The 22131-nt window shown below is 46.1% G+C and carries 21 protein-coding genes and 9 pseudogenes; 1 reads left to right on the top strand and 29 read right to left on the bottom strand.

Translation table 11 applies throughout. The features are described from left to right. Positions 1-5: 5 nt before the first annotated feature. From JCM10519_RS08305 to JCM10519_RS08250, 15 genes and pseudogenes are all read right to left on the bottom strand, one after another. Positions 6-640, bottom strand: a pseudogene (locus tag JCM10519_RS08305) (epoxyqueuosine reductase QueH). 151 nt (positions 641-791) lie between these two features. After that, entirely contained in the window at positions 792-1940 is a 1149-nt protein-coding gene (rpoD, locus tag JCM10519_RS08300; RefSeq protein ID WP_054738566.1) for an RNA polymerase sigma factor RpoD, read from the bottom strand. Between the two features lie 100 nt (positions 1941-2040). Further along, positions 2041-2967: a YegS/Rv2252/BmrU family lipid kinase gene (locus JCM10519_RS08295; protein ID WP_054738564.1), complete on the bottom strand. Its 927-nt coding sequence runs from the start codon at positions 2965-2967 to the stop codon at positions 2041-2043. Between the two features lie 4 nt (positions 2968-2971). Beyond that, positions 2972-3766, bottom strand: coding sequence for an NUDIX domain-containing protein (locus JCM10519_RS08290; RefSeq protein ID WP_347843562.1), 795 nt, complete (start codon positions 3764-3766; stop codon positions 2972-2974). Further along, entirely contained in the window at positions 3669-4070 is a 402-nt protein-coding gene (locus JCM10519_RS27865) for a hypothetical protein (RefSeq protein ID WP_347843561.1), read from the bottom strand. Before JCM10519_RS27865 ends, JCM10519_RS08290 begins: the two co-directional genes overlap by 98 nt. Further along, positions 4070-4678 carry a biotin--[acetyl-CoA-carboxylase] ligase gene (locus JCM10519_RS27860; protein WP_347843560.1) on the bottom strand — a complete coding sequence of 203 codons (609 nt, stop codon included), beginning with the start codon at positions 4676-4678 and terminating at the stop codon, positions 4070-4072. The genes JCM10519_RS27865 and JCM10519_RS27860 overlap by 1 nt, the downstream gene beginning before the upstream one ends. Next, positions 4648-5046 carry an HTH domain-containing protein gene (locus JCM10519_RS27855; protein WP_347843559.1) on the bottom strand — a complete coding sequence of 133 codons (399 nt, stop codon included), beginning with the start codon at positions 5044-5046 and terminating at the stop codon, positions 4648-4650. The genes JCM10519_RS27860 and JCM10519_RS27855 overlap by 31 nt, the downstream gene beginning before the upstream one ends. 5 nt (positions 5047-5051) lie before the next feature. After that, positions 5052-5360 (bottom strand): DUF6637 family protein, encoded by a 309-nt coding sequence (locus JCM10519_RS08280; protein ID WP_054738562.1) that lies wholly within the window; start codon positions 5358-5360, stop codon positions 5052-5054. A gap of 3 nt (positions 5361-5363) precedes the next feature. Continuing rightward, positions 5364-6300: pseudogene (argF, locus tag JCM10519_RS08275) on the bottom strand (ornithine carbamoyltransferase). An 89-nt stretch (positions 6301-6389) separates the two neighbouring features. Next, a complete protein-coding gene (locus JCM10519_RS27850; protein ID WP_347843558.1) occupies positions 6390-6842 on the bottom strand; it encodes a hypothetical protein in 453 nt (150 codons plus the stop codon). Then, entirely contained in the window at positions 6767-7441 is a 675-nt protein-coding gene (locus JCM10519_RS27845; RefSeq protein WP_347843688.1) for a patatin-like phospholipase family protein, read from the bottom strand. The genes JCM10519_RS27850 and JCM10519_RS27845 overlap by 76 nt, the downstream gene beginning before the upstream one ends. Before the next feature lie 288 nt (positions 7442-7729). Beyond that, positions 7730-8668: an SPFH domain-containing protein gene (locus JCM10519_RS08265; RefSeq protein ID WP_054738560.1), complete on the bottom strand. Its 939-nt coding sequence runs from the start codon at positions 8666-8668 to the stop codon at positions 7730-7732. Between the two features lies 1 nt (position 8669). Next, on the bottom strand, positions 8670-9110 hold the full coding sequence (locus JCM10519_RS08260; RefSeq protein WP_054738803.1) for an NfeD family protein: 441 nt from the start codon (positions 9108-9110) through the stop codon (positions 8670-8672). Between the two features lie 216 nt (positions 9111-9326). Further along, positions 9327-10105: pseudogene (locus tag JCM10519_RS08255) on the bottom strand (RNA methyltransferase). 14 nt (positions 10106-10119) lie between these two features. Further along, positions 10120-12032 (bottom strand): annotated as a pseudogene (locus tag JCM10519_RS08250) (NAD(+) synthase). 423 nt (positions 12033-12455) lie between these two features. Between JCM10519_RS08250 and JCM10519_RS27840 the strand changes: the two are divergent. Next, positions 12456-12686: an Rrf2 family transcriptional regulator gene (locus tag JCM10519_RS27840; RefSeq protein WP_347843557.1), complete on the top strand. Its 231-nt coding sequence runs from the start codon at positions 12456-12458 to the stop codon at positions 12684-12686. Positions 12687-12962: 276 nt separating this feature from the next. Here JCM10519_RS27840 and JCM10519_RS08235 read toward each other — a convergent pair. The 14 genes and pseudogenes from JCM10519_RS08235 to JCM10519_RS08200 all read right to left on the bottom strand — a co-directional run bounded on the left by JCM10519_RS08235 (position 12963) and on the right by JCM10519_RS08200 (position 22124). Further along, positions 12963-13940: pseudogene (locus JCM10519_RS08235) on the bottom strand (HD domain-containing phosphohydrolase). Beyond that, on the bottom strand, positions 13906-14235 hold the full coding sequence (locus tag JCM10519_RS08230) for a hypothetical protein (protein ID WP_054738555.1): 330 nt from the start codon (positions 14233-14235) through the stop codon (positions 13906-13908). The pseudogene JCM10519_RS08235 and the gene JCM10519_RS08230 overlap by 35 nt, the downstream one beginning before the upstream one ends. Beyond that, a complete protein-coding gene (locus JCM10519_RS27835) occupies positions 14232-14414 on the bottom strand; it encodes a hypothetical protein (protein WP_347843556.1) in 183 nt (60 codons plus the stop codon). Before JCM10519_RS27835 ends, JCM10519_RS08230 begins: the two co-directional genes overlap by 4 nt. A gap of 20 nt (positions 14415-14434) precedes the next feature. Continuing rightward, positions 14435-14953: pseudogene (locus JCM10519_RS27830) on the bottom strand (MBL fold metallo-hydrolase); the annotation flags it as partial. Between the two features lie 507 nt (positions 14954-15460). Continuing rightward, on the bottom strand, positions 15461-16828 hold the full coding sequence (locus JCM10519_RS08220; protein ID WP_054738553.1) for a sodium-dependent transporter: 1368 nt from the start codon (positions 16826-16828) through the stop codon (positions 15461-15463). Between the two features lie 214 nt (positions 16829-17042). Further along, the gene (locus JCM10519_RS27825; protein ID WP_347843687.1) at positions 17043-17192 is read right to left on the bottom strand and encodes a thioredoxin family protein; all 150 of its coding nucleotides are present in this window, start codon (positions 17190-17192) and stop codon (positions 17043-17045) included. Then, a pseudogene (gene nrdD / locus JCM10519_RS27820) lies at positions 17150-18133 on the bottom strand (anaerobic ribonucleoside-triphosphate reductase). Before nrdD ends, JCM10519_RS27825 begins: the two are co-directional and overlap by 43 nt. Positions 18134-18141: 8 nt before the next feature. Then, the gene (locus JCM10519_RS27815; RefSeq protein WP_347843686.1) at positions 18142-19260 is read right to left on the bottom strand and encodes a ribonucleoside triphosphate reductase; all 1119 of its coding nucleotides are present in this window, start codon (positions 19258-19260) and stop codon (positions 18142-18144) included. Between the two features lie 31 nt (positions 19261-19291). After that, positions 19292-19429 (bottom strand): hypothetical protein, encoded by a 138-nt coding sequence (locus JCM10519_RS27810; RefSeq protein ID WP_347843555.1) that lies wholly within the window; start codon positions 19427-19429, stop codon positions 19292-19294. Between the two features lie 159 nt (positions 19430-19588). Beyond that, positions 19589-20859 (bottom strand): annotated as a pseudogene (gene hflX / locus JCM10519_RS08210) (GTPase HflX). Between the two features lie 13 nt (positions 20860-20872). Then, a complete protein-coding gene (locus JCM10519_RS27805) occupies positions 20873-21166 on the bottom strand; it encodes a hypothetical protein (RefSeq protein ID WP_347843554.1) in 294 nt (97 codons plus the stop codon). After that, positions 21163-21444 (bottom strand): hypothetical protein, encoded by a 282-nt coding sequence (locus tag JCM10519_RS27800; protein WP_347843553.1) that lies wholly within the window; start codon positions 21442-21444, stop codon positions 21163-21165. The genes JCM10519_RS27805 and JCM10519_RS27800 overlap by 4 nt, the downstream gene beginning before the upstream one ends. Before the next feature lie 11 nt (positions 21445-21455). Then, positions 21456-21650, bottom strand: coding sequence for a hypothetical protein (locus JCM10519_RS27795; RefSeq protein ID WP_347843552.1), 195 nt, complete (start codon positions 21648-21650; stop codon positions 21456-21458). Between the two features lie 37 nt (positions 21651-21687). Further along, positions 21688-22124: pseudogene (locus JCM10519_RS08200) on the bottom strand (dUTP diphosphatase). Positions 22125-22131: the final 7 nt, after the last annotated feature.

Here is a 22131-nt window from a genome sequence, read left to right as displayed (position 1 = left end):
CCTGTCTAAGAAATTTCAGAAAGTTTCTGCCTTTCATTCTGGGAATAGATACAGCCGCAGTAGTCCTGCCTGTATAAACCGTATTCTCCAGAAAGCTCCACGGACCGCTTATATCCGTTCTTTTTCTTGAAATCAGAGGCAGATAAGCGACACGGTATTCCTTGGCCAGCTTCTCACCAATTTCATTGAGCTTTTCCGCGTTCTTTAAAGGGCTTATGGACAAGGTGGTGGTGAAATAATCAAAACGTCCTGCCTGCGCGACCTTTGCCGCCTCCTGGAGGCGCAGTTCATAGCATTTAAAGCACCGGGCACCGCCTTCCGGCTCCTTTTCAAGGCCTCTTACAATCCGGTAAAATTCTTCCGGTTCATAAGCACCTGTTTCCAAAGTCACAGGATGAATAAAATTCATGGAGGCAATGAGCCTTTTCTGCTCTTTCACCCGCCTTACATATTCCTCCGGTGGATAGATATTAGGATTATAGAAATACACAGTTATTTCAAAATAGCGGGATAAATATTCCAGCACATAGCTGCTGCACGGCGCACAGCAACTGTGTAAAAGCAGCCTGGGGACTTTTCCCTGTTCCTCCAATCCTGCAATAACCTGATCCAATTCCTTCTGATAATTCCTCTGGTTCATGGTAGCTCCTTCCCTGCTGTTGAAAAGTAGACATTTGTAATCCGCGGCCCTGCTTGCTCACAGCATGCCCCGCTTCACCGGACATGAACGCAGGCCGCTGCGTCCAAACCACAAAAAGGCGTCTGCAGTAACCTGCCACGCCTCCTGTTTCTTATAGGAAATCTCTGATCCGTTTGCTTCGAACAGGATTTCTAAGCTTTCTAAGGGCCTTTGCTTCTATCTGCCTGATGCGCTCCCTGGTAACATTAAATTCTTTTCCAACTTCTTCCAAAGTACGGGGATGGCCATCCTCTAATCCAAATCTGAGTACGATCACCTGGCGCTCCCTCTCCTTTAAATCTCCCAAAAGGGCATCAATGTGCTCTCTCAGCATAACGGATTCTACGTTGCCTTCCGGAGTCACAACATTATTGTCAGCCACGAAATCCCCCAAATTGGAATCATCTTCCTCACCAATGGGTGTTTCAAGGGATGCTGGCTCTCTGGCAATCTGCATGATCTCCATAACCTTGTCCTCTGACATGTCAAGGGCTTCTGCCAGCTCCGCCACAGACGGCTCATATCCAAGTTCAAGAGTCAGCTTTCTCTGCATCTTGGACATTTTATTAATCGTTTCTACCATATGCACAGGTACGCGGATCGTTCTGGCCTGGTCTGCAAGGGCTCTGGTTACAGACTGCCGAATCCACCAGGTAGCATATGTACTTAATTTATAACCTTTGGTATAATCAAATTTTTCCACGCCTTTAATAAGGCCTAAATTTCCTTCCTGAACCAAATCAAGGAAGCTCATTCCCCGGCCTGTATAACGCTTTGCAATGCTGACTACAAGACGCAGATTTGCCTCGATTAAACGCTCTTTGGCATCATCATCGCCATCTGCTTTTCTCTTAGCAAGGCGCAGTTCTTCCTCTGCATTCAAAAGTGGTACCGTGCCAATTTCCTTTAGGTACATGCGGACAGGATCTTCTGTTCCGATGCCATCCAGTAAATCAATGGCGTCAAGATCAATATCTTCCTCATCCATATCTTTTATAAAACTGTCGTCAAGATCATCATCTATAAGCAGGTCGTCTGACATGAGCACATCATCAGTTAAAACGGAGTCGTCAATGACCGGGATCACGTCTACGCCGCGATTCTCCAGGTACGTATAAATCTGATCCATCTGCTCTGTTGTCAGTTCTTCCCCTATAAAGAAGTTATTAATCTCTGTTACGTCCAACGCATTATGCTTCGTTTTTGCAAGTTCGACAAGTTTTCCAAGCTTATCTAAAAAAATTATCCTTTTCCACTTAATAACGTCCTTTCGCTAAGAGGTATACATAAAGCCCACACAACTTTTCATTATATACTACCGGAATCCATATTTCAACATATTTCTGCTAAAAAAAGCAGTTTTATTGCTTTTTCGTCGATTTCCTCATAATTCGGATTCTCTTCCTTAAATTAATGATATTAACTTCCCTCCTGGTCCCGCCGAATTCCCCATCTAACACCCAGTCAATAGGCTCTTCCGATAAAATTCTCAAAGACCTTGTCCGAAATTTGTGGACGTATTCATTTGGTTCTTCCTTCAGAAACATGTAATTAATGATATTGGTCAAATCCAAAGCAGTTTTGGGCGTTCGTATTAACAGCACTTCAAACTCGCCGTCGTCAAGAGCTACATCCTGTGCCACAAGCCCTTTAAAGCCCCCAACGCTCATGGTATTGGTTATCATGCCGAAAATAAACTCCCCTTCCAGAGTCGTTTCCTCTTTCCTGCCCCCGGAGCGTTCCTCACACTCGATCCGCATCTTATAGGACTTTATGGAAGCCAGGCTCTTCACGCCTTCCAGCATATATGCCTGATGCCCCAGAACATTCTTCTTATCCTGGGGAGTCAGATAAGACACTTCAGTAAATGCCCCAAACGCCGCAATATACACAAAATGCCTGTCCTCACAGAAACAGCCGATATCAATGGGAAAGGGTTCCCCAAAAACCGCCGCTTCAGCCGCTTTTAACATATTTTTGGAAATCTTTAAGCTGGTAGCGAAATCATTGGTGGAACCGGCAGGGATGTACCCCAGATCCGGAAAATCATCCAATTTCATAAGACCGCTTATGGTCTCATTCAAGGTCCCGTCTCCCCCGCTGCATACAACCAGGTCAACACTGCCTCCGTATGCTGCTGCAGCTTCCATTGCGTCACCGCTCCGCTGGGTCACATGAACCAATAATTCATAACCGGCTTTTGTAAAAATATTCAGGATATCCATCAGCTTATTCCTGATCTGAGCTTTCCCGGAACGCGGATTAAATATAAAAAGAATCTTTTTCATTATATCACCTGATCAACTTTGTATACGTCTTAAATGCACCTGGCAAAGAATAAGTTTTTTTTAAGTCTTCTGCAGTGACCCACAAAAAATCTCCGTCGGGCCGTTCCCCAAGTTCAATTCGAAATCCTATCATATGCCATTCCACATGGCTGAACACATGCTTTGCAGGGGGAAGCGGAGTAATTGCAGCCTCCTTCACTCCCAGCTGGTCAAGCAGGGCTTTCCCTTCCAAGTGTCCCTCCACATTGGGGAACTCGTAAAGAGAAGCCAGTAACCCTGTGTCCTCCCGCTTACGAATGGCAACCCGTCCATCCTGCCATAGAAGCATTACCGTCTTATCTTCCGTCCTGCGGGCCTTTTTAGGCGTTTTTACCGGAATCTCACCGGTAAGGCCCTTGATCCTGGCAACGCAGATTGAAGCCAGGGGACACTGGCCGCATAAGGGCGAACCGTTTGGCACACAGACAATCGCACCGATTTCAATGAGTCCCTGATTATAAGAGCTGGAGGCCTGTTCCGGCATTACTGCCTTTAATTCCTCTTCCATATGGCGTTTGACTGACTGCTTTAAAATATCTTCCCTGCTTCCTGTTACCCTGGAAACCACCCGTAAAACATTGCCGTCAACTGCCGGGACCGGAATGCCAAAAGCTATGGACGCAATAGCACCTGCGGTGTAAGACCCGATCCCCGGAAGCTTTTTAAGCTCCTCGTAGGATGCCGGAAGCTCTCCGTCGTATTGTTCTACAAGAAGCTCTGCTGTTTTCTTTAGATTTTTTTGCCCTGCTGTAATAACCAAGGCCTTCCCAGAGTTTGAGCAACCGGTCTTCCGGCACTGCCGCCAGATCATGGATTCCCGGCAAAGCCTCCATAAAGCGCTCAAAATACGGCTTTACTGCCTCCACCCTGGTCTGCTGAAGCATAATTTCCGATATCCATACCCGGTATGGCTCCGGCTTATCTCTCCATGGAAGGGCCCTGGCATGTTCCCTGTACCAGGACAAAAGCGGGCGTTCCATAGCCTTTAAACGCTCCCTTGTGTCCAGTTCCTTTTCCTGAGGCTCTAAAACCTGTAATTTATCATAAAGCGAATGGTTCTTCATTACACATATCCATAGATTCCCCGGACAGATACCTCTCCGGAAATCACATGTCTTACCTCTCCTGGTTTTACTTCCACAAGAAGTTCGCCCTTTTCGTTGATTCCCAGGGCCTTGCCAATATAATCACCAGATCTGTCCAGAACTCTTACTTCCTTTCCTGCATTGACCATATGCTTATTATAGACACTTATCAGCCCGGATAAATCACCCTGGCTGATAAATTCTTCATAATATTGTTCAAAAGCCTCCATAATAGCGGCAACCAGCCTGCTTCTTCTCACTTTTTCTCCTGTTTCCAGAAGCAGGGAGGTTGCCCTCTGCCTTACTTCTTCCGGAAATTCCTCCATATTGACGTTAATTCCGATCCCTACAACAACATAATGGATTCCTTCCAGCTCGGCGCTCATTTCCGTCAAAATGCCGCACAGCTTTTTCCCATTTGCCACAATATCATTTGGCCACTTAATGCCGGCAGCAAGGCCTGTTACGTTCTTTATCCCGTCATAGACCGCCAGGGCGGCCACCAGCGTTATCATGGAAGCGGAAGCAGGAAGAATATCCGGCCTTAAGATCAGGCTCATAAATATGTTCTTCCCGGAAGGGGACACCCAGGCGCGCCCTCTTCTGCCCCGCCCTGCGCTCTGGCAGTCGGACACAACCAGGTCCCGGAGGAGGCCCCTTCCTCTGCCAGACGCCTGGCTCTTATATTGGTAGAATCAATGACCTCGTGGTATTCCACCTCCCGGCCAAAATTCCCCTTGATGCAGCTTTTTATCTCCGTTTTCGTCATTATATCACAAGAACCGATGAAATGATACCCTTTATTTCGAACCGCCTCAATTTGATATCCTTCTTCTTCAAGCTGACGGATGACTTTCCAGATGGCCGTCCTGGAAACCCCAAAACGGACGCACAGCTCTTGGCCGGATAAGTAACCGTCACTTTCCTTTAGCAGCTTAAGAATCTCTGTTTTCAATGATATCACCCCCACCAGATGCTCACCGCACTGATCACAGTAAGAGCGATAAGAAGGACTCCGAACATAAGGACAGCCATACCTGCTGCTTTTTTCTTTTTCTCCCGGCCGCTAAGTCTGATTTTATAAATCCCGTTGACCAGGTTAAGGCGCCGGCCAGAAAAAAATATTACCGGAAACAAAAACATATGATCTTCCGGATTTAAAAACGATATGACAGCCAATGTTACGATCAGAATTCCCACTATAATATGAAGGACATCCACAATCATGGAAGCGTTTCTCAAGCTTCTTCCTCGTTCTTGTATATACATGTTCTACTCTCCTAATGTTGCCACCATTACCGCCTTAATGGTATGCATTCTATTTTCTGCTTCGTCAAATACCACAGATGCAGCCGATTCAAAAACCTCTTCTGTCACTTCATTTCCTTTGACAGCCGGCAGGCAGTGCATGAATATGGTAGTGTCTTTCCCTGTTTTCTCCATCAGTTCCTTATTCACCTGATAAGACTTTAAAAGTGCAATACGCTGGGCAGCCTTGTCCTCTTCTCCCATAGAACACCACACATCAGTATAAATGGTATCCGCATCTTTAACCGCAGCTGTGTCCTCTGTGAGAGTGATGGTACTTCCGCTTTCCTTGGCATAGCCCTGGCATAATTCCACCAGCTCCTCCTTCGGCCAAAGATTCTTTGGCGCCATGATGGTAAAATGAACGCCCATCTTGCTCATTCCGATCATCAGGCTGTTAGCCATGTTATTGCGCCCATCTCCCGCATATACGAAACGAAGGCCCTTCAGATATCCAAAATGTTCTTTCATGGTGAGAAGGTCAGCCAGAATCTGTGTTGGATGATAGTCATCGGTCAGCCCGTTCCAAACCGGAACGCCTGCATATTTTGCCAGATCTTCTACGGTCTTATGCTTAAATCCGCGGAATTCGATCCCGTCAAACACCCTTCCCAAAACTCTTGCCGTATCTTCCACACTTTCCTTGTGTCCCAGCTGAATATCATCTTTCCCTAAATATTCCGGATGTGCGCCTTCATCGACCGCAGCTACCACAAAGGAGCATCTGGTGCGGGTTGACGGTTTTTCAAAAATAAGGGCAATGTTTTTTTCCCTTTAAGGAGCTGCCCGTGATCCCCTGTTTTTTCCTGGCTTTTAAGTCAGCGGCCAAGTCCAGCAGGTATCCAATCTCTTCCGGTGAATAATCCTTTAATGTGATAAAATTTCTTCCTTTTAAGTTCATATTGCATCCTCCGCTTTTCTATTTGTATTTTTATACATCATTATAGTGTAGAACGCATAGTTATGCAATACTTTTTTTATTTTTGTATATTAATGCATTAATGGGATATGAAGCTTCTTTCTGATCTCCTCTATCAGCTGATCCACTGTGTAGATCCGAAACCGTTTGACTTTCAAGCGTTTCGCCAGGTCTTCCAGCAGGCCCAGGTACATATCCTTGTAATCCCAGTCCTCTTTCAGCTTAAACTCCTCAGCCAGCTTAGGGAATAATCTTTCAGTAAATGCACGGTATCCCGTCAGGGCCGCCATTCCCTCTTCATTAAGGGTATCCTGCATATACATTTTAAATAATTCCACTTCAGACATCATCTTATCAAAATAATAAGGTTCCGTATTTGGTGCATCAATATAATAAATACGCCCGCAAAGGCCATATAAGAACCTTTTTGCATCAAAATATCCCAAAGTCATATTTTTTCTGGTGTGTTTTTTATCAAACTCCAGGATTCCCCCAAGATCCTGCCTGGGCGCAATGTGGTACACACGGATTCCTCCGGGATCTCAGTGACCCGTTCCTTGTCAAACCCCAGGCCATAGATGCGGATCACAATGATATCTTCATACCCGTGATCAAGAAGGACATTAATGGGGACATTGTTGACTCCTCCGCCATCCATATACCTTTTTCCGCCCAGCTTTTCATTTTTAAAAGCCAGGAAGTAGGCGCTGGCTAACAGCATATCCTTGATGGATCCTGCATCACCTTTTACGATATCTGCGGCCACTTCCTTCCTGTCCGAAACCGAATAAGTCACGGTAAAAAGCTCCTTGCCTGAGTTTCTGAGCTTTTCCTCATCTCCCACCACTTCTTCAATGAGATTTTTCAGGGGAGTGATATCAAATCCCCCGTCCTTTACGATCTGCAGTCCGCTGCTTATCAGCTCCTGGAAATTTAAGGACCTAAAATCCTTTTCCTTTAAGGCCTTTATGTTATCATTGTTTACCGACATGACATGGGAGTATTCAATGTTCTTCCATATCTCTTCCGCACGTTCCAGATCATCCATGCAAATGAGAGCGCCGTTTAAGGAGCCCACAGAAACACCTGCGACTCCCTTGATCTTTACTCCGGCTTCCCGCAGAGCCTTCCACGCACCGATCTGGTAAGCTCCCTTGGCCCCTCCGCTTCAAGCACCAGTCCATACTCCCTGCTTAAATCCAGTTTCAGTTCCATAAGCCCTCCTTTAAGACTATCTAAGGAAATACCCTGGGGGTATACCTTTATGCCCAAAAAGCGTGGGCAAGAATCAGAGAAATTATGCCAAAAACGCAGCAAGAGGGCATCTGCCCCCTGCTGCGGTATGTTTAAATGGAAGTCCGGCTGAACCTCCGGCTCACCAAACTGCTGATTTCCTGAATTCAGGTTTCAATCATTCCTCCAGACTCTTAGGGATCTCCGTAATGGAAGAAACCAGCCCAGCCAGGCCCTGAATCTCAGAAGGAATAATGATTTTGGTCGCCTTGCCGTCTGCAGCAGCCTTAAATGCCTCCAGGCTCTTAAGAACTAAGACCGCCTGATCTGCACCTGCGTCCTTGACCATACGAATTCCATCGGCATTTGCCTGCTGGATCTTTAAGATGGCTTCCGCCTGGCCTTCCGCCTCACGGATCCGTTTTTCCTTTTCTGCTTCTGCACGAAGGATTGCAGCCTGCTTCTCAGCTTCCGCATCAAGAATAGCAGATTCCTTCTTTCCTTCCGCTACAAGAACAGTGGATTTCTTCTCTCCTTCTGCCCTTAAGATGGCCTCACGGCGTTCCCGCTCTGCCTTCATCTGCTTCTCCATGGCATCCTGAATCGCTGCCGGAGGCATAATATTCTTAAGCTCCACACGGTTTACCTTGATTCCCCATGGATCAGTGGCAATATCAAGGGTTTCCCTCATCTTTGCATTGATCGTTTCTCTTGAGGTAAGAGTCTGATCCAGCTCCAAGTCACCGATGATGTTACGAAGAGTCGTAGCCGTCAGATTCTCAATGGCCATGATTGGATTCTCAACGCCGTAAGCATAAAGCTTTGGGTCTGTGATCTGGAAAAATACCACCGTATCAATCCTCATGGTAACGTTATCCTTGGTAATAACCGGCTGAGGCGGGAAATCCGCCACCTGCTCTTTTAAATTGACCCTTTTAGCCACCCGGTCAAGAATAGGCATCTTAATATGAACGCCTACAGACCATGTCTCAAGGAAAGCTCCCAAGCGCTCTACAACCAGAGCCTGTGCCTGGGGAACGATCCTGATACAGGATGACAATAACGCCAGAATAACAATCAATATAATAATAACTGCTGTAAATCCAACAACTCCCATACTATGATTCCTCCTGATTCATACTCACAATTAATTTTACGCCTCTTATTTCTTTTACTTCCACCATAGCGCCTACCGGGTATATTCTGTTTTCCTCCAGTGCCCTTGCAGTCCATTCCTGACCGTTTAGGATCGCCGCACCTTTTCCCTCTGTGTTGTTGATTGTGACCGTAACCCTGGCACTTTTTCCAATGAGGCTTTCCAAATTGGTCTTTACCGTTTTCCGGTTTACATATTTTAAGGCAAAAGGCCTTGTAAAGAATAAAAGAATAAAAGACACAATTACAAACAGCGCCAGCTGCACCTGGATATTAATTCCAAACAACGCCAGCACAAATGCAACCAATGCTCCTCCCGCAAACCACACGGTCGTTAAGGCCATGGTCACTGCTTCAATTCCAAGAAGCACTACAAATGCAATAAGCCAATAGACTGCTGCCATCTTATCATTCCCCTTCCCTGCCATTGTAGGCAAAGCTGCCCGGCAAATCTATCTGTTAACATACGATATAGTTCGGCCACTTCATTCATAATCCGGCATATAAAGCATATTTCTGAAAGGCACATGTATATGCATGACGAACTATAACTATCATACTATATATTCCAGTATTTCTCAATATTTCTGCCTGTAAAAAGCCTTACGATTTTCTGACGGCTACATCCGACGCTGCCTTGCCGCCTCAAACATCAATACAGAGGCCGCAACCGCCGCGTTTAAGGATTCCACCTCTCCTTTCATGGGGATCTTTACATAGGCATCTGCCAGCGCTGCAGTTTCGTCCGTCAGGCCGTTTGCTTCATTTCCCACTAAAAACCCTGTATCAACAGTATAATCCTCTTTTTCATAATTATTCCTGCCATCTAAATGTGCTGCATAAAGCCTGACCCCGCCGGCTTTTAAAGCCTTTAAAGAGGCGGTTAAGTCTTCTGTATACACAAACGGAACACGAAAAATGGACCCATGGTAGAACGGATTACTTTTGGATTGTAAATATCCGCCGTGGTATCGCTCATAAGCACGCCGGTGATGCCTGCTCCCTCTCCGGCCCTGAGAATGGTTCCTAAATTCCCCGGGTCCTGGATGTTTTCCAGAACCATCAGAAAGGAAGGGCCAGGTGCAGCTAACAAGTCTGCTTCCCTATAGGCATACTGCTTTGCAAGGGCTAAAACCCCCTGAGGAGTCTGGGTATCTGACATGGCCTTAAACACATCATCCGAAACAACCTCGTATTTCTTTTCCGACAAAAGCTTTTTATGGGCTTCAGACTTTAAAAAGCTCTCTGACACAAAGACGCTGTCAATCCTGTCCGCCGGAATTTCCTTAAACATGCGAAGGCCTTCCGCTACAAAGAGGCCGCTTGCATTTCTGGCTTTTGCCTTCTTTGATAGGTTCATCACCTGTTTCACCCTTGCATTGGCGCTGCTGGTTATCATAATGTACCTCTCTTTTATAAATTTTCTAGTTCATCCAGCCACAGGCGGCTTACGGCATCGCTTGGCATGCGCAAATCTCCTCTTGGGGATACTGCTACTGACCCTACCTTGGGTCCGTCAGGCATGCAGGAGCGCTTAAACTGCTGACTGAAAAATCTGCGGTAAAATACCTTCAACCATTTTAAAATAACTTCCTTCTCATATTGCCCTGAAAACGCATAAACCGCCATGCGGTAGACCTTCTCCGGCCGGCATCCAAACCTTAAGATCTGGTACAGGAAGAAATCATGAAGCTCATAGGGGCCTACCAGGTCTTCTGTTTTCTGGGCAATTTCCCCATTCTGGGGAGGAAGGAGCTCCGGGCTTACAGGCGTGTCCAGAACATCCAGAAGCACACCGCTTAAAGCCTCTTCCCCGCAGGTGTCCGCATAGTAGCGGACCAGATGGCGTACCAGGGTCTTTGGCACCGAAGCGTTGACCCCATACATGGACATATGGTCGCCGTTATAGGTCGCCCAGCCAAGAGCCAGTTCAGACATGTCCCCAGTTCCAATGACCATACCGTTTAATTTATTTGCCATATCCATCAGAACCTGGGTTCTCTCCCTTGCCTGGGAATTTTCATAGGTTATATCGTGGACATCTTCCCTCTGTCCAATATCCCGGAAATGAAGGCTTACTGCTTCCCTGATGTTTATCTCTGTAAGCTCCGCTCCAAGGGTATTGGTCAGCGTGCAGGCGTTGTGATACGTCCGGTCCGTTGTTCCGAAGCAGGGCATGGTCACTGCATGGATCTGATTTCTGGGGATTTCCAGCATGTCAAAGGCGCGGACTGTCACAAGAAGGGCCAGGGTCGAATCCAAGCCTCCAGAAATCCCTATAACCCCATGCCTGCATCCGGTGTGGGCAAGCCTCTTTTTTTAAGCCCATGGCCTGTATGGAAAGAATCTCCTCACATCTTCTGTTCCTCTCCTCCTCATTGTCCGGGACAAAGGGCCTTGGATCAATAAATCTCTTTAAGTCCAGTTCCTCCTGCTTCATTTTGAAGGGAACCAGGGTATAATCCTTCTGATCTGCCTGGGGAAACGTGGTCATGCGGCGTCTTTCATGAATCAGTCTGTCTAAGTCCATATCCCCGTATATGGTCTCATTTCCAAAACGTTTGGATTCTGCAAGGAGAGATCCGTCTTCCGCAATCAGGTTCTGACCGCCGAACACCAGATCCTGAGTGGATTCTCCCTCTCCTGCATTGGCATAGATGAAGCCGCATACCAGGCTGGCGGAATGTCCCGTGATAAGGCTTCTCCGGTAAATATCCTTTCCCGTTGTCTCGTCGCTGGCGGAACAGTTTACAATCACCGTTGCTCCGGCCATGGCATGGCGGATGGATGGGGGATTGGGAACCCATGCATCCTCACAGATCTCTGCTGCCACCACAAGCTGGGGAATGTCCTCACATGCAAAAAGAATATTAGTGCCCATGGGAATCAGCTCATCCTCCCATTTAACCATCACCGGTACTTCGTTTCCCGGCTGGAAATAACGCAGCTCATAAAACTCTGAATAATTGGGCAAATTCGTCTTGGGAACGATTCCTAGAATCCTTCCGTTTTGAACGGCAACAGCCGTATTATAAAGCTTTCCGCCCCATTCCCAGGGCATACCTATAAAGCACAAAAGATCGTGGCCTTCTGTTGCCTTTAAAATCTCCTTAAGCTCCTGCCCGGCCTTTTTTTAACAGGGCGTCCTGCCCGAATAAATCGCCGCAGGTATAAGCCGTAAGGCAGAGCTCCGGAAACACCATGAGCTTTGCATGCCTTTCAATTCCCTCTTTAATCAGCTCACAAATCCGTTCTCTGTTAAATTCCGGGTCTGCTACCTTTACATCAGGGGTTGCCGCGGCAACCCGGATATATCCATGTTTCATCTCTTTTATCTCCTATCGATTCATTGGTACCCTCTGGTATCCACTTTGCCTTTAAGCTGTAAATGCAGTCCATTGTCATGGTTGTTATCCATATTATTGGAAGCAAAGGACGCTGCCTTTTATCAGAAATCTGAAAAGCGTTTTCTGATAACCTATATTATAGGATAACACCACAAGACTGCTCCAAAACTGGGGAAAAATGGCACCGGCAGATTAATATAGATCATACGCAGAAAGAACAGGTTCAATGATCAGGTTTGTACTGTGCTTCTATTTCCAATTCCCCAATGAGTATTAGTATACATCCATTTCCATAAATTGGGAAGCAGGATAATTTAAGGTTTACTTTTCAAGTGGTTTCGTGTACAATATTTTTATATCCTACTAAACAGATAAGAATAATTAGGAAGGAGATTTTTAACCATGAAATTCTCTACCAAGGGACGTTATGCCCTTCGTATGATGCTTGAATTTGCGCTTCATCCGGGAGAATGCACAAAGATCAATCAGGTGGCGGAACGCCAGGAAATATCCGATAAATACTTAGAGCAGATTGTTACCATCTTAAGCAGGGCCGGGTATGTGAAAAGCAGAAGAGGCGCCCAGGGCGGTTATTATCTGACAAAGGACCTTCGGAATATACCGTTGGCATGATTCTGCGCCTTGCAGAGGGAAGTCTGGTTCCTGTAACATGTCTGGAGGATGAAATCAATCCCTGCAGCCGTTCCCAGAATTGTGCCACTCTCATGGTATGGAAAAAAACTGGATCATGCAATCTCTGATGTGGTAGACAACATTACTCTGGCAGATCTGGTGGAAGAACAAAAAAAAGGCTGGATGGCCAGGCAGGCTATTACGAAATCTAAACAATGGTGCAAAAAAGTTCGTGTGCTCCCAAGTCAAGGAGAAACACGAACTTTTTAAAACTGATTATGCCTTTCCGTTTGAAGCCCCATCAAATATATCCCGGAAAGCGGAATCGTTTTCCAGGAAAACATCTGCCAGAAGAGGATCAAAATGGCTGCCTCTTCCCTGGGTGATTATCCCTAAACTCTTCTCATGGGTATACCCCTCTTTATACACACGCTTTGACCGCAGCGCATCATACACATCTGCCAAAGCCATGATTCTCGCTGATATTGGAATCTCTTCCCCTTTCAGTCCCTTTGGTATCCGCTTCCATCCCATTTTTCATGATGGCAAAGGGTAATTTCCATACCAACCTTGACAAATGCGCTTCCAGTATCCTTTTTTTTCGATGCTGGCCAGGGTCTGATATCCAATGGTTGTATGGGTTTTCATGATTTCAAATTCCTCCGGCGTCAGTTTGCCAGGCTTTAGGAGAACTCCATCGGGAATCCCAACCTTGCCAATGTCGTGCAAAGGGCTTGCCTGGGTGATGCTGTCAATAAATGCATGGTCTAGTTCTCTCCGATGCACTCCCATCTCCCACAGCTTTTCCGCCAAGAGGCGGCAATACTTTGATGTTCTGACAATATGCTCTCCTGTCTCATCATCCCTGGACTCTGAAAGCTTCACTAATGCATGGATGGTAGCCATTTGGGAAGCAGATACCTCCGCCACCTTTTTCCTGACCAGTTCTTCCAGATGATGATTATATCCTTCCAGCTTCTCCTCAACAACCTTAATGCCGGTGATGTCCTGGATCGTTCCATGGATTTTGGAGGGCCTTCCACTTGAATCCTTTGATGCCACAAACCGGATATGTACCCACTTGATCCGGTTTCCTTCCATCAGCAGCCTGTACCGGTATTCGGCAGGCACCATGCCGTTTTGCATATCATGAAAAATCTGGCTCACCAGTGCTTTATCTTCAGGATAAACCTTTTGAAAATAAAACTTCAGATCCGGTTCAACGGACTGGTCTGTTTCCAATATCCTGTTCATGGTGTCCGACCACCATAGCTGCTTTGTGGAGAGATTCAGCTCCCAGTTGCTGATCAGCGCGATTTCCTGGGCTTCCCGGCGGGAAGCATCGCTTTTTTTCCAATTCCCTGCTCTTTATTTCCAGCTGTTTTGACACGACTACATAACGTTCCATGATCTCCGAGACCAATTCGGTATGAATCTGGTTATCCACCTGCTTTGCAAAATGCTCAAGCATTGCCTTCACATATTCATCCGAGCCCGATCCTTCCAAAATGATTTTTTTTCCCATCAGGATCGTTTCTGTCCGCCTCAATGTTCTTCCTCCTCCAGGAAATAATCGATCCCGACCTTAGTCAATTCCTTCAGCCGTTTTATTACGATTTCCTGTGCCTCAAAAGTATCCAGGATACTTCCATGCTGAGGTGCAATCAGGGAAATATCCAGCTTCTCTATCCTTTCTAGGGCATACTCAAGTGCTTTTTTTGATGGCATATTTCGTTGATGAAAATTTATTATACCTTTATCTGGCATACCTTTTGGGTGATTGGGCAGATTTTCCGGGGCGTGCAGTCCCGGCATTCATGACCGATCAGCGTATATAAGCTCCAGTTGTGATCATAGCTTCCGAAAATATCGCTGCTGAATAATATTTTTGTCTTCACATCATAAGTGACGAAGCTGCCCGGTGAGTGAGAATAAGGCGTCCTGATAAATTCCAGGCGCCTGCCGCTTGCAAATTCAAAATGAAATCCCAATTGTTCAATGCACTGTTTTGGCGTACTCACAGAATAATAATTGATGAAAATATTATTTTCATGATGGGAAATGATTTTTAGATCTTTGCTGTTAATGAGAGTTTCTATATGGGGAATATTGCCGCATAGATCCGGATCATAATGCTGGTATATCAGGCGGCTGATCCTGCCTGGGCTGACCCCCGTCCGCATGACTTTCAGCATGACCGTGCTGAAATCCTCCCGGCTGCCGCTGTCGATAAGCACTGCCTCATCACCATCTACAATTAAATAGGGATTGCAGTGGAGGCCTGCATTTTCGTCAAAAAAATCCTACCCAGTAGACTCTTTCAGCAATTTCTACATACTCGTTATAATTTAAATCCTGCTTATCCATCGATCTTGTCCTCCAATCATTCCATTTATCGAACGATCTTTTAACTTTCATTCTTACTTGAAAATATTATATTATATAACATAATATAGCTTATCTTCACTTGCAACACAAGTGAAGATAGAAGGGGCGTTCTGCGCCCCGTCCAGCCGATTATGAAAACATCTTTTCGTTTTCATACATATAGCTTATCTGTTTTTGCAAGTCCATTTCTCCCGTTCTGCCATTTTATATAAGCGGAAATGATCCCTTGAAGCAAAGCAGCTCCCTACAGCCAGGTACGGTTGCAAGGCATAGGAAAGCCGGATAAGAAAGGCAAACAGCAACACAGAGGCCCGCAGGTTCAGACCTGCAGGCCTCTTTTCTTAACGATACATAATTCTGCTGCAAGGCAGCTATCTCATCAGTCTTTAAAAGAATTTAGCCACATAGCCCTGAATAAAGATCACCAGAACAATGACCGGCAGAACCAATGTTATATAAGCCCTTGCCCATCTCGGAAAACGGATTCCTTTTCCTTCATTGGCTTCTTTCATGAAATTCTCAAATCCCCAGCCGTATCTGCTGGTGCAGAAAGCAAGATAGACCAGACTTCCCAGAGGAAGCAGGTTGTTACTGATAATAAAATCTTCCAGATCCAGAACATTGCTTCCTTCGCCAAAAGGCATAAAACCGCTCCACACATTAAATCCCAGCACACAGGGCAGGGATAATATAATAATAGCTGCCGCATTCAGCCATACCGCCTTTTTTATGGTGCAGCCGGTCAAATCTGTGGCAAAAGAAACAATATTCTGGAAAACCGCAATTACCGTGGAAATAGCAGCAAATGACATAAAAAGGAAGAACAGGCTTCCCAACAGCCTTCCGCCTGCCATGTTATTAAATACGTTGGGCAAAGTCACAAAAACCAGCTTTGGCCCCTGGCCCGGTTCAATCTGAAATGCAAAGCAGGCAGGGAAAATAATAAGTCCCGCCATAAAGGCCACAAAGGTATCCAGAACCGCCACACTGATGGCTTCTCCGGTCAGCCTGTGATCCTTGCCGATGTAGCTTCCAAAGATGGCAAGAGCTCCGATTCCAATACTTAAGGTAAAGAAGGCCTGTCCCATAGCAGCGAATATGACTTCGCCTATCCCTGCTTCCCTGATCTTGCCGAAATCAGGCTTTAAATAAAATTCCAGTCCTGCCCTGCTGTTTTCCATGAACACTGAATGAACAGCAAGTATGGCCATTAAGACCAAAAGACATACCATCATTAATTTTGTGATCTTTTCTACGCCTCCCTGGAGCCCTCTGGCACAGATAGAAAAGCCGCCAACGACCATGATGATCATAAATATTCCCATGAGAACAGGATTTGCCAGCATGTTCCCAAACTCTGCGGCTACCCCTTCCGCATCAAGGCCCACAAAATCTCCCTTTGCCATCTTTAAAAAATATAAGACCATCCAGCCGGAAACCGTGGTATAAAACATCATTAAAATGTAATTTCCCGCCATTCCCAGGTATTTGGCATAATGCCATTTGCTTCCTTCAGGCTCCAGTACATCATAGGACAATGCAATGCTCTTCTGGCTGGCACGCCCCACGGCAAATTCCATTACCACAATAGGCAGCCCCAAAATAAGCAGGAACACCGCGTAAATCAAAACAAAAGCTGCTCCTCCATACTGGCCCACAATATAAGGAAAACGCCAGACATTTCCAAGGCCAATGGCACATCCTGCTGAAATCAGTATAAATCCCAGGCGAGATGAAAACTTTTCTCTTCCCATCTTTCTAAGCTCCTCTTCAGTCACATGTTATCTTCAATCATTCCAAACAGGGCCGGTCATTTTCATATTCCGCCACCCCCTCTTTTTTGAAACGGAAAAAGATTCCATGCCATTATAGCATAGAATCTTTTCACTGACTACCATATCTTAATGACGGACCGGCAGAGGAATGAAGCCATTTCAGTTAGTCCTGTCTTCCGCAAATTTCCTGATTTCAGAGGCATTTGTGATCTTTTTTTACCTGGCCGTTCTTTATGACCACCAGAGTAGGCGCCTGCATGATCCCAAACTTTGTGGCAAGCTCTGCATTTTCCTCGGCATCTACCACCTCATAATCCATATTTTGTAAAAACTGTTTTGCGATCCGGCAATTAGGGCAGGTTTTTGTTGTAAAGAGATAGGTCCGGCCGGGATCTCCGCTTTCTTCACCGCTGCCTTATCCCCGTTTTCCCTTAAAGCTCCTTTTTTAAGTACAGAGTGGAAAGGATCGTAGGCTGTCCGGTTCTTATATTCCTGGGTCTTTCCCTCATTCCAGTTCTGCACCGGACGGTAGTAGCCGGTGATCCGGCTGTATACCTCAGCTTTTTTTCCGCAGACCGGGCATACCTTATGTTCACCGGAAAGATATCCGTGCTCCGAACAAATGGAATAGGTTGGCGACAATGTATAATAAGGCAGCTTGAAATTCTCAGCAATGGTGTGCACCAGCTTTGCTGCTGCTTCCCAGTCAGGAAGCTTCTCACCCAGAAATGCATGGAATACGGTTCCTGATGTATAAAGGGTCTGCAGCTCATCCTGAATTTCAAGGGCATCAAAAACATCTGCCGTATAGTCCACAGGAAGGTGGGAGCTGTTGGTATAATAAGGGGTATCCCCCGGATTTCCGGCTGTTATGATATCCGGATAATGCTTCTTGTCATGCTTTGCCAGCCGGTATGTGGTGGACTCTGCAGGAGTTGCCTCAAGGTTATAGAGGTCTCCGTACATTTCCTGGTAATCTGACAGCCTTTCCCGCATGTGATTTAACACATCCTTTGTAAACTGTCTTGTTTTTTTCACTTGTCAGATCCTGCCCCAGCCATTTGGCATTTAAGCAACTTCATTCATTCCGATCAGGCCGATGGTGGAAAAATGATTTTCAAAGCTGCCCAGATAACGTTTCGTATAAGGATAAAGCCCCTGATTCAAAAGCTTTGTTATGACTTCACGCTTGGTTTTTAATGACCGGGCAGAAATATCCATCATATGATCCAGACGCTTGTAAAAATCGGCTTTATTCTGGGAAAGATAAGCAATTCTTGGCATGTTGATGGTCACAACGCCACAGAACCGGTACTTTCACCGGAACCAAAGAAGCCTCCGGTCTTTCTCCTAAGCTCCCTTAAATCCAGGCGCAAACGGCAGCACATGCTCCTTACATCGCTTGGTTCCATATCGCTGTTAATATAGTTGGAGAAATAAGGGGTTCCGTATTTAGAGGTCATTTCAAACAGCAGCCGGTTGTTCTCCGTATTGGACCAGTCAAAATCCCTGGTAATGGAGTAAGTAGGAATGGGATACTGGAAGCCCCGCCCATTGGCGTCTCCCTCTATCATGGTTTCAATAAAGGCCTTATTGATCATATCCATCTCAGCCTTGCAGTCCTTATATTTAAAGTCCGCCTCTTTTCCTCCAACAATGGCATTAAGCTCCGCCATATCGGCCGGAACGGTCCAGTCCAGGGTAATATTGGAGAACGGAGCCTGTGTTCCCCAGCGGCTTGGCGTATTCACACCATAAATAAAGGATTCAATGCATTTCTTCACTTCCCGGTAGGATAATTGATCAGCCTTTACAAAAGGAGCCAGATAAGTATCAAAAGAGGAAAAGGCCTGTGCTCCTGCCCATTCATTCTGCATGATTCCCAGGAAATTGACCATCTGGTTGCAAAGTACGGATAAATGCTTTGCAGGGGAAGAAGTGATCTTTCCCGGTATTCCGCCAAGCCCCTCTAAAAGGAGCTGCTTTAAGGACCAGCCGGCACAGTAACCGGTAAGCATGGATAAATCGTGAATATGGACATCCGCATTCCTGTGGGCATTTGCAATCTCCTGGTCATAAATTTCAGACAGCCAGTAATTAGCCGTAACCGCACCGGAGTTACTTAATATCAGTCCTCCGACGGAATAGGTGACAGTGGAATTTTCCTTGACACGCCAATCCTCTACCTTTACGTAGCTGTTTACCACAGCCTTGTAATCCAGAATGGTATCCTTCATATTCCGTATTTTTTCTCTCTGTTTCCTGTATAAAATATAAGCCTTCGCCACATCGGTATATCCTGCCTGCTCAAGAACGTGTTCCACACTGTCCTGAATCTGTTCTACCGTAACTTCTCCTCCTGACATCTTTCCCTGAAAATCCGCAGTTACCCGAAGAGACAGCAATTCCAGTATTTCATTATTAAACTCCTTTTGAGTGGCCTTAAATGCTTTTTTTAATCGCTTCCGTGATTTTATTCAGACTGAATTCAGCACTTTCCCCATCTCTCTTTACCACCTGGATCATATAACTAAACTCCTTTCCACTTTCCTGCCCGGTAAGCAGGGCGTTCCTCTGCAAAACCCCTTATAATTTTTCTATAACTAAATAGACGGTGCCAAAAGCGGCACCTTTTGCAGGAAGCCAGAACCGGCTTCTCACAGGTATATTATACCAGAAGAAAAGAAAAAAACACAATATGTAGTTTGGTTTTTTAACACCAATCCACATATTGTGTTTTTATTCGTCAACAACATCGGCATTGTTTGCCAGAGAGGCAAACAGCTCCGATGGCACATAGGCATTCACCAGAATTCCGTCTTCCTGATACTCTTCCTTTAACAGCTGGCCGTATTTGCGGATCAGCTGGATCTTCCCTGCTTCCATATAGGAATAAACCTTTTCCAGATACACTTTCTGGTTTCTGAGAATGGTTTCTAAAAGATTTAAAAGTTCATCCAGTCCTTCTCCTGTTTTAGCGGATATCCGCACCTGATGGTCTGAAGAAATGTCCTTAAGGATCGTTCCGCCCTCTGCTGCATCAATCTTATTAAACACCGTAACCATTATCTTATCACAAACACCAAGCTCCCTCAAAGTCTCGTATACAACATACATCTGCATATCCATCTGAGGATTGGAGCAATCCACCACATGAAGAATGATATCGCTGTATTTGGCTTCTTCCAAGGTACTTTTAAATGCTTCGATCAAATGATGGGGAAGCTTTCTGATAAATCCTACGGTGTCCGTTAAAAGGAGCTGCTGACCACCTGGCAGGCTTAAATTCCTGGTTGTGGGATCAAGGGTGGCAAACAGCTTATCCTCAGCCAGTATCCCGGCATCTGTAAGCCTGTTTAACAGGGTGGATTTCCCGGCATTGGTATAGCCAACAATGGCGGCGGTCGGTACATGGTTTTTATCCCTCTGCTGCCTGACAACTTCTCTGTGACGCTTCACATCCTCTAAATCAGCCTTTAACATTCCGATCCTGTCATGTATCAGACGGCGGTCCATTTCCAGCTTTTTCTCTCCAGGCCCCCGGGTGCCGATTCCTCCTCCAAACGGGACAAGGAGCTTCTAAGACCCACTAAGCGGGCTGACCGGTACTTTAACTGAGCCAGTTCTACCTGGATTTTGCCTTCTCTGGTCGTGGCCCTGGAAGCAAAAATATCCAGAATCACCATGGTCCGGTCCATGATCTTCGTATCCAGGGCCTCTTCCAGATTACGAAGCTGGGCCGGAGACAATTCATCATCGCAGACAATTCCGGTTGCATCAAGCTCCCAGATGCGGTCCTTTATTTCCTCAATCTTTCCCTTTCCCATATAAGTCCCCGGATGGATCCTCTCCCGGTTCTGGATTACCTTATCCACAGTAACGGCTCCTGCCGTTTTCACCAGCTCTTCCAGTTCATCAAGAGACGCCTGCGCGTCATTCTCATCCCCGGTACTGACTGCCACCAGGATCACCCGTTCTTCTACTTCCTTTAACTCAATCAGCTCTGCCATCAATCGTTCCAACCTATCTTGTCTTTAAAAATGTGATCTCCCGCTCCGCTTCCTCATCAGGGCCGTGGGCTGAGACATACTGCTGCATCAGATCCAGGGCTGTTTTAAATTCACCTTTACGTTCCTTGGCAACAGCCTGGTTAAACAAAAGCTCCGGAACCTCTGAACTGTCGGCTGCTGAAAGTCCCTTATTAAAGTATTCAGCCGCTCCATCCCAGTCCTCTCCGGCCATCTTACATAAACCCATCCGGTTATAAAGCTGGGCGCTTTCTTCCCCGCCATTAATGGCCTCTTCATAGAGACTCATGCATCAGAAGCCGTTCCCGCCTTTTCCATGGCTGCTCCTGCCGCCAGCAAGGCTTTCAGCCTGCCCGGCGCTTTCTTTTCTGTATCCAGTTCAGCACTTCGCTTATAGTCTTCTATGGCACCGTTTAAATCTCCGGCTCCTGCCCTGGAAACGGAACGCAGATTTAAATATTCCGGCCGCTCACGGTCTATCTTTATGAGTATGCCATAGGTGTCTGCAGCGGAAGAATAATCTCCTGCCAGGTATTCGGCTTCTGCCCTGTACTTTAACACATCCACATCAAACTTTCCTACCAGTCCTTTGGAGGAATTGATGGCCTTGTCAAAGCTTCCACGGCACTGTCATAATTGCCCTGGTCAAGAGCTTCGATTCCCGCGGCCCGGTAAGAATATTTGTTTTCCTTTTTCCCGCAGCCGCCTGCTGCTATGGCAACTGCCAGTGCAAGTCCAAGGATAGCAGCCCCGTAACCTGTCTTTCTTCTCATGCTATTATCTCCTTTTAAGGAAGTTCAATTCAAGAATTTATTGTTTTCCCGTGCTTCCATGGCCTCCACGGTCCTCATGCCCTAAAAGTTCCACTTCTTCAAAGCATAAGGCAGGCTGATGCTCCATAATACGGAACTGGCAGATGCGGTCATTTACATGAATCACCGTATCCCGGAGCGCATAGGCCGGGAAAAACCACTGGTCATTATCACCGCAGTATGTTTCATCAATGATTCCCATGCTGTTGGTCTGGATCACACCGTAATTTTTAAACGTGCTGCTTCTTGGAACCACATGGGCTTCAAACCCGGCAGGAAGCTCCATGGCAATCCCCAAAGGATCAGTTTGAACTCGCCGGCCTTTATCCCCACTTCCTGTGCCGCCCGCAGGTCAATCCAGTCGGATTTACCGTCTATGTAGCGTAAACGTTCGATTTTATCAGTAAAATATTTTATTCTAATGGCTTGTGTCACCTTTTTT

Source organism: Clostridium sp. NkU-1 (assembly GCA_001312405.1).
Note: the sequence above shows the minus strand (reverse complement) of the source record. Positions and strands in the feature narration are given on the sequence as shown.

Coding starts and splice junctions, on each gene's coding strand:
- JCM10519_RS08295 (WP_054738564.1), bottom strand. CDS start 2,967: ATGAAAAAGATTCTTTTTATATTTAATCCGCGTTCCGGGAAAGCTCAG.
- JCM10519_RS27865 (WP_347843561.1), bottom strand. CDS start 4,070: ATGAAGAACCATTCGCTTTATGATAAATTACAGGTTTTAGAGCCTCAG.
- JCM10519_RS08280 (WP_054738562.1), bottom strand. CDS start 5,360: ATGTATATACAAGAACGAGGAAGAAGCTTGAGAAACGCTTCCATGATT.
- JCM10519_RS08265 (WP_054738560.1), bottom strand. CDS start 8,668: ATGGGAGTTGTTGGATTTACAGCAGTTATTATTATATTGATTGTTATT.
- JCM10519_RS08260 (WP_054738803.1), bottom strand. CDS start 9,110: ATGGCAGCAGTCTATTGGCTTATTGCATTTGTAGTGCTTCTTGGAATT.
- JCM10519_RS27840 (WP_347843557.1), top strand. CDS start 12,456: ATGAAATTCTCTACCAAGGGACGTTATGCCCTTCGTATGATGCTTGAA.
- JCM10519_RS27835 (WP_347843556.1), bottom strand. CDS start 14,414: ATGCCATCAAAAAAAGCACTTGAGTATGCCCTAGAAAGGATAGAGAAG.
- JCM10519_RS08220 (WP_054738553.1), bottom strand. CDS start 16,828: ATGGGAAGAGAAAAGTTTTCATCTCGCCTGGGATTTATACTGATTTCA.
- JCM10519_RS27805 (WP_347843554.1), bottom strand. CDS start 21,166: ATGAGTCTCTATGAAGAGGCCATTAATGGCGGGGAAGAAAGCGCCCAG.
- JCM10519_RS27795 (WP_347843552.1), bottom strand. CDS start 21,650: ATGAGAAGAAAGACAGGTTACGGGGCTGCTATCCTTGGACTTGCACTG.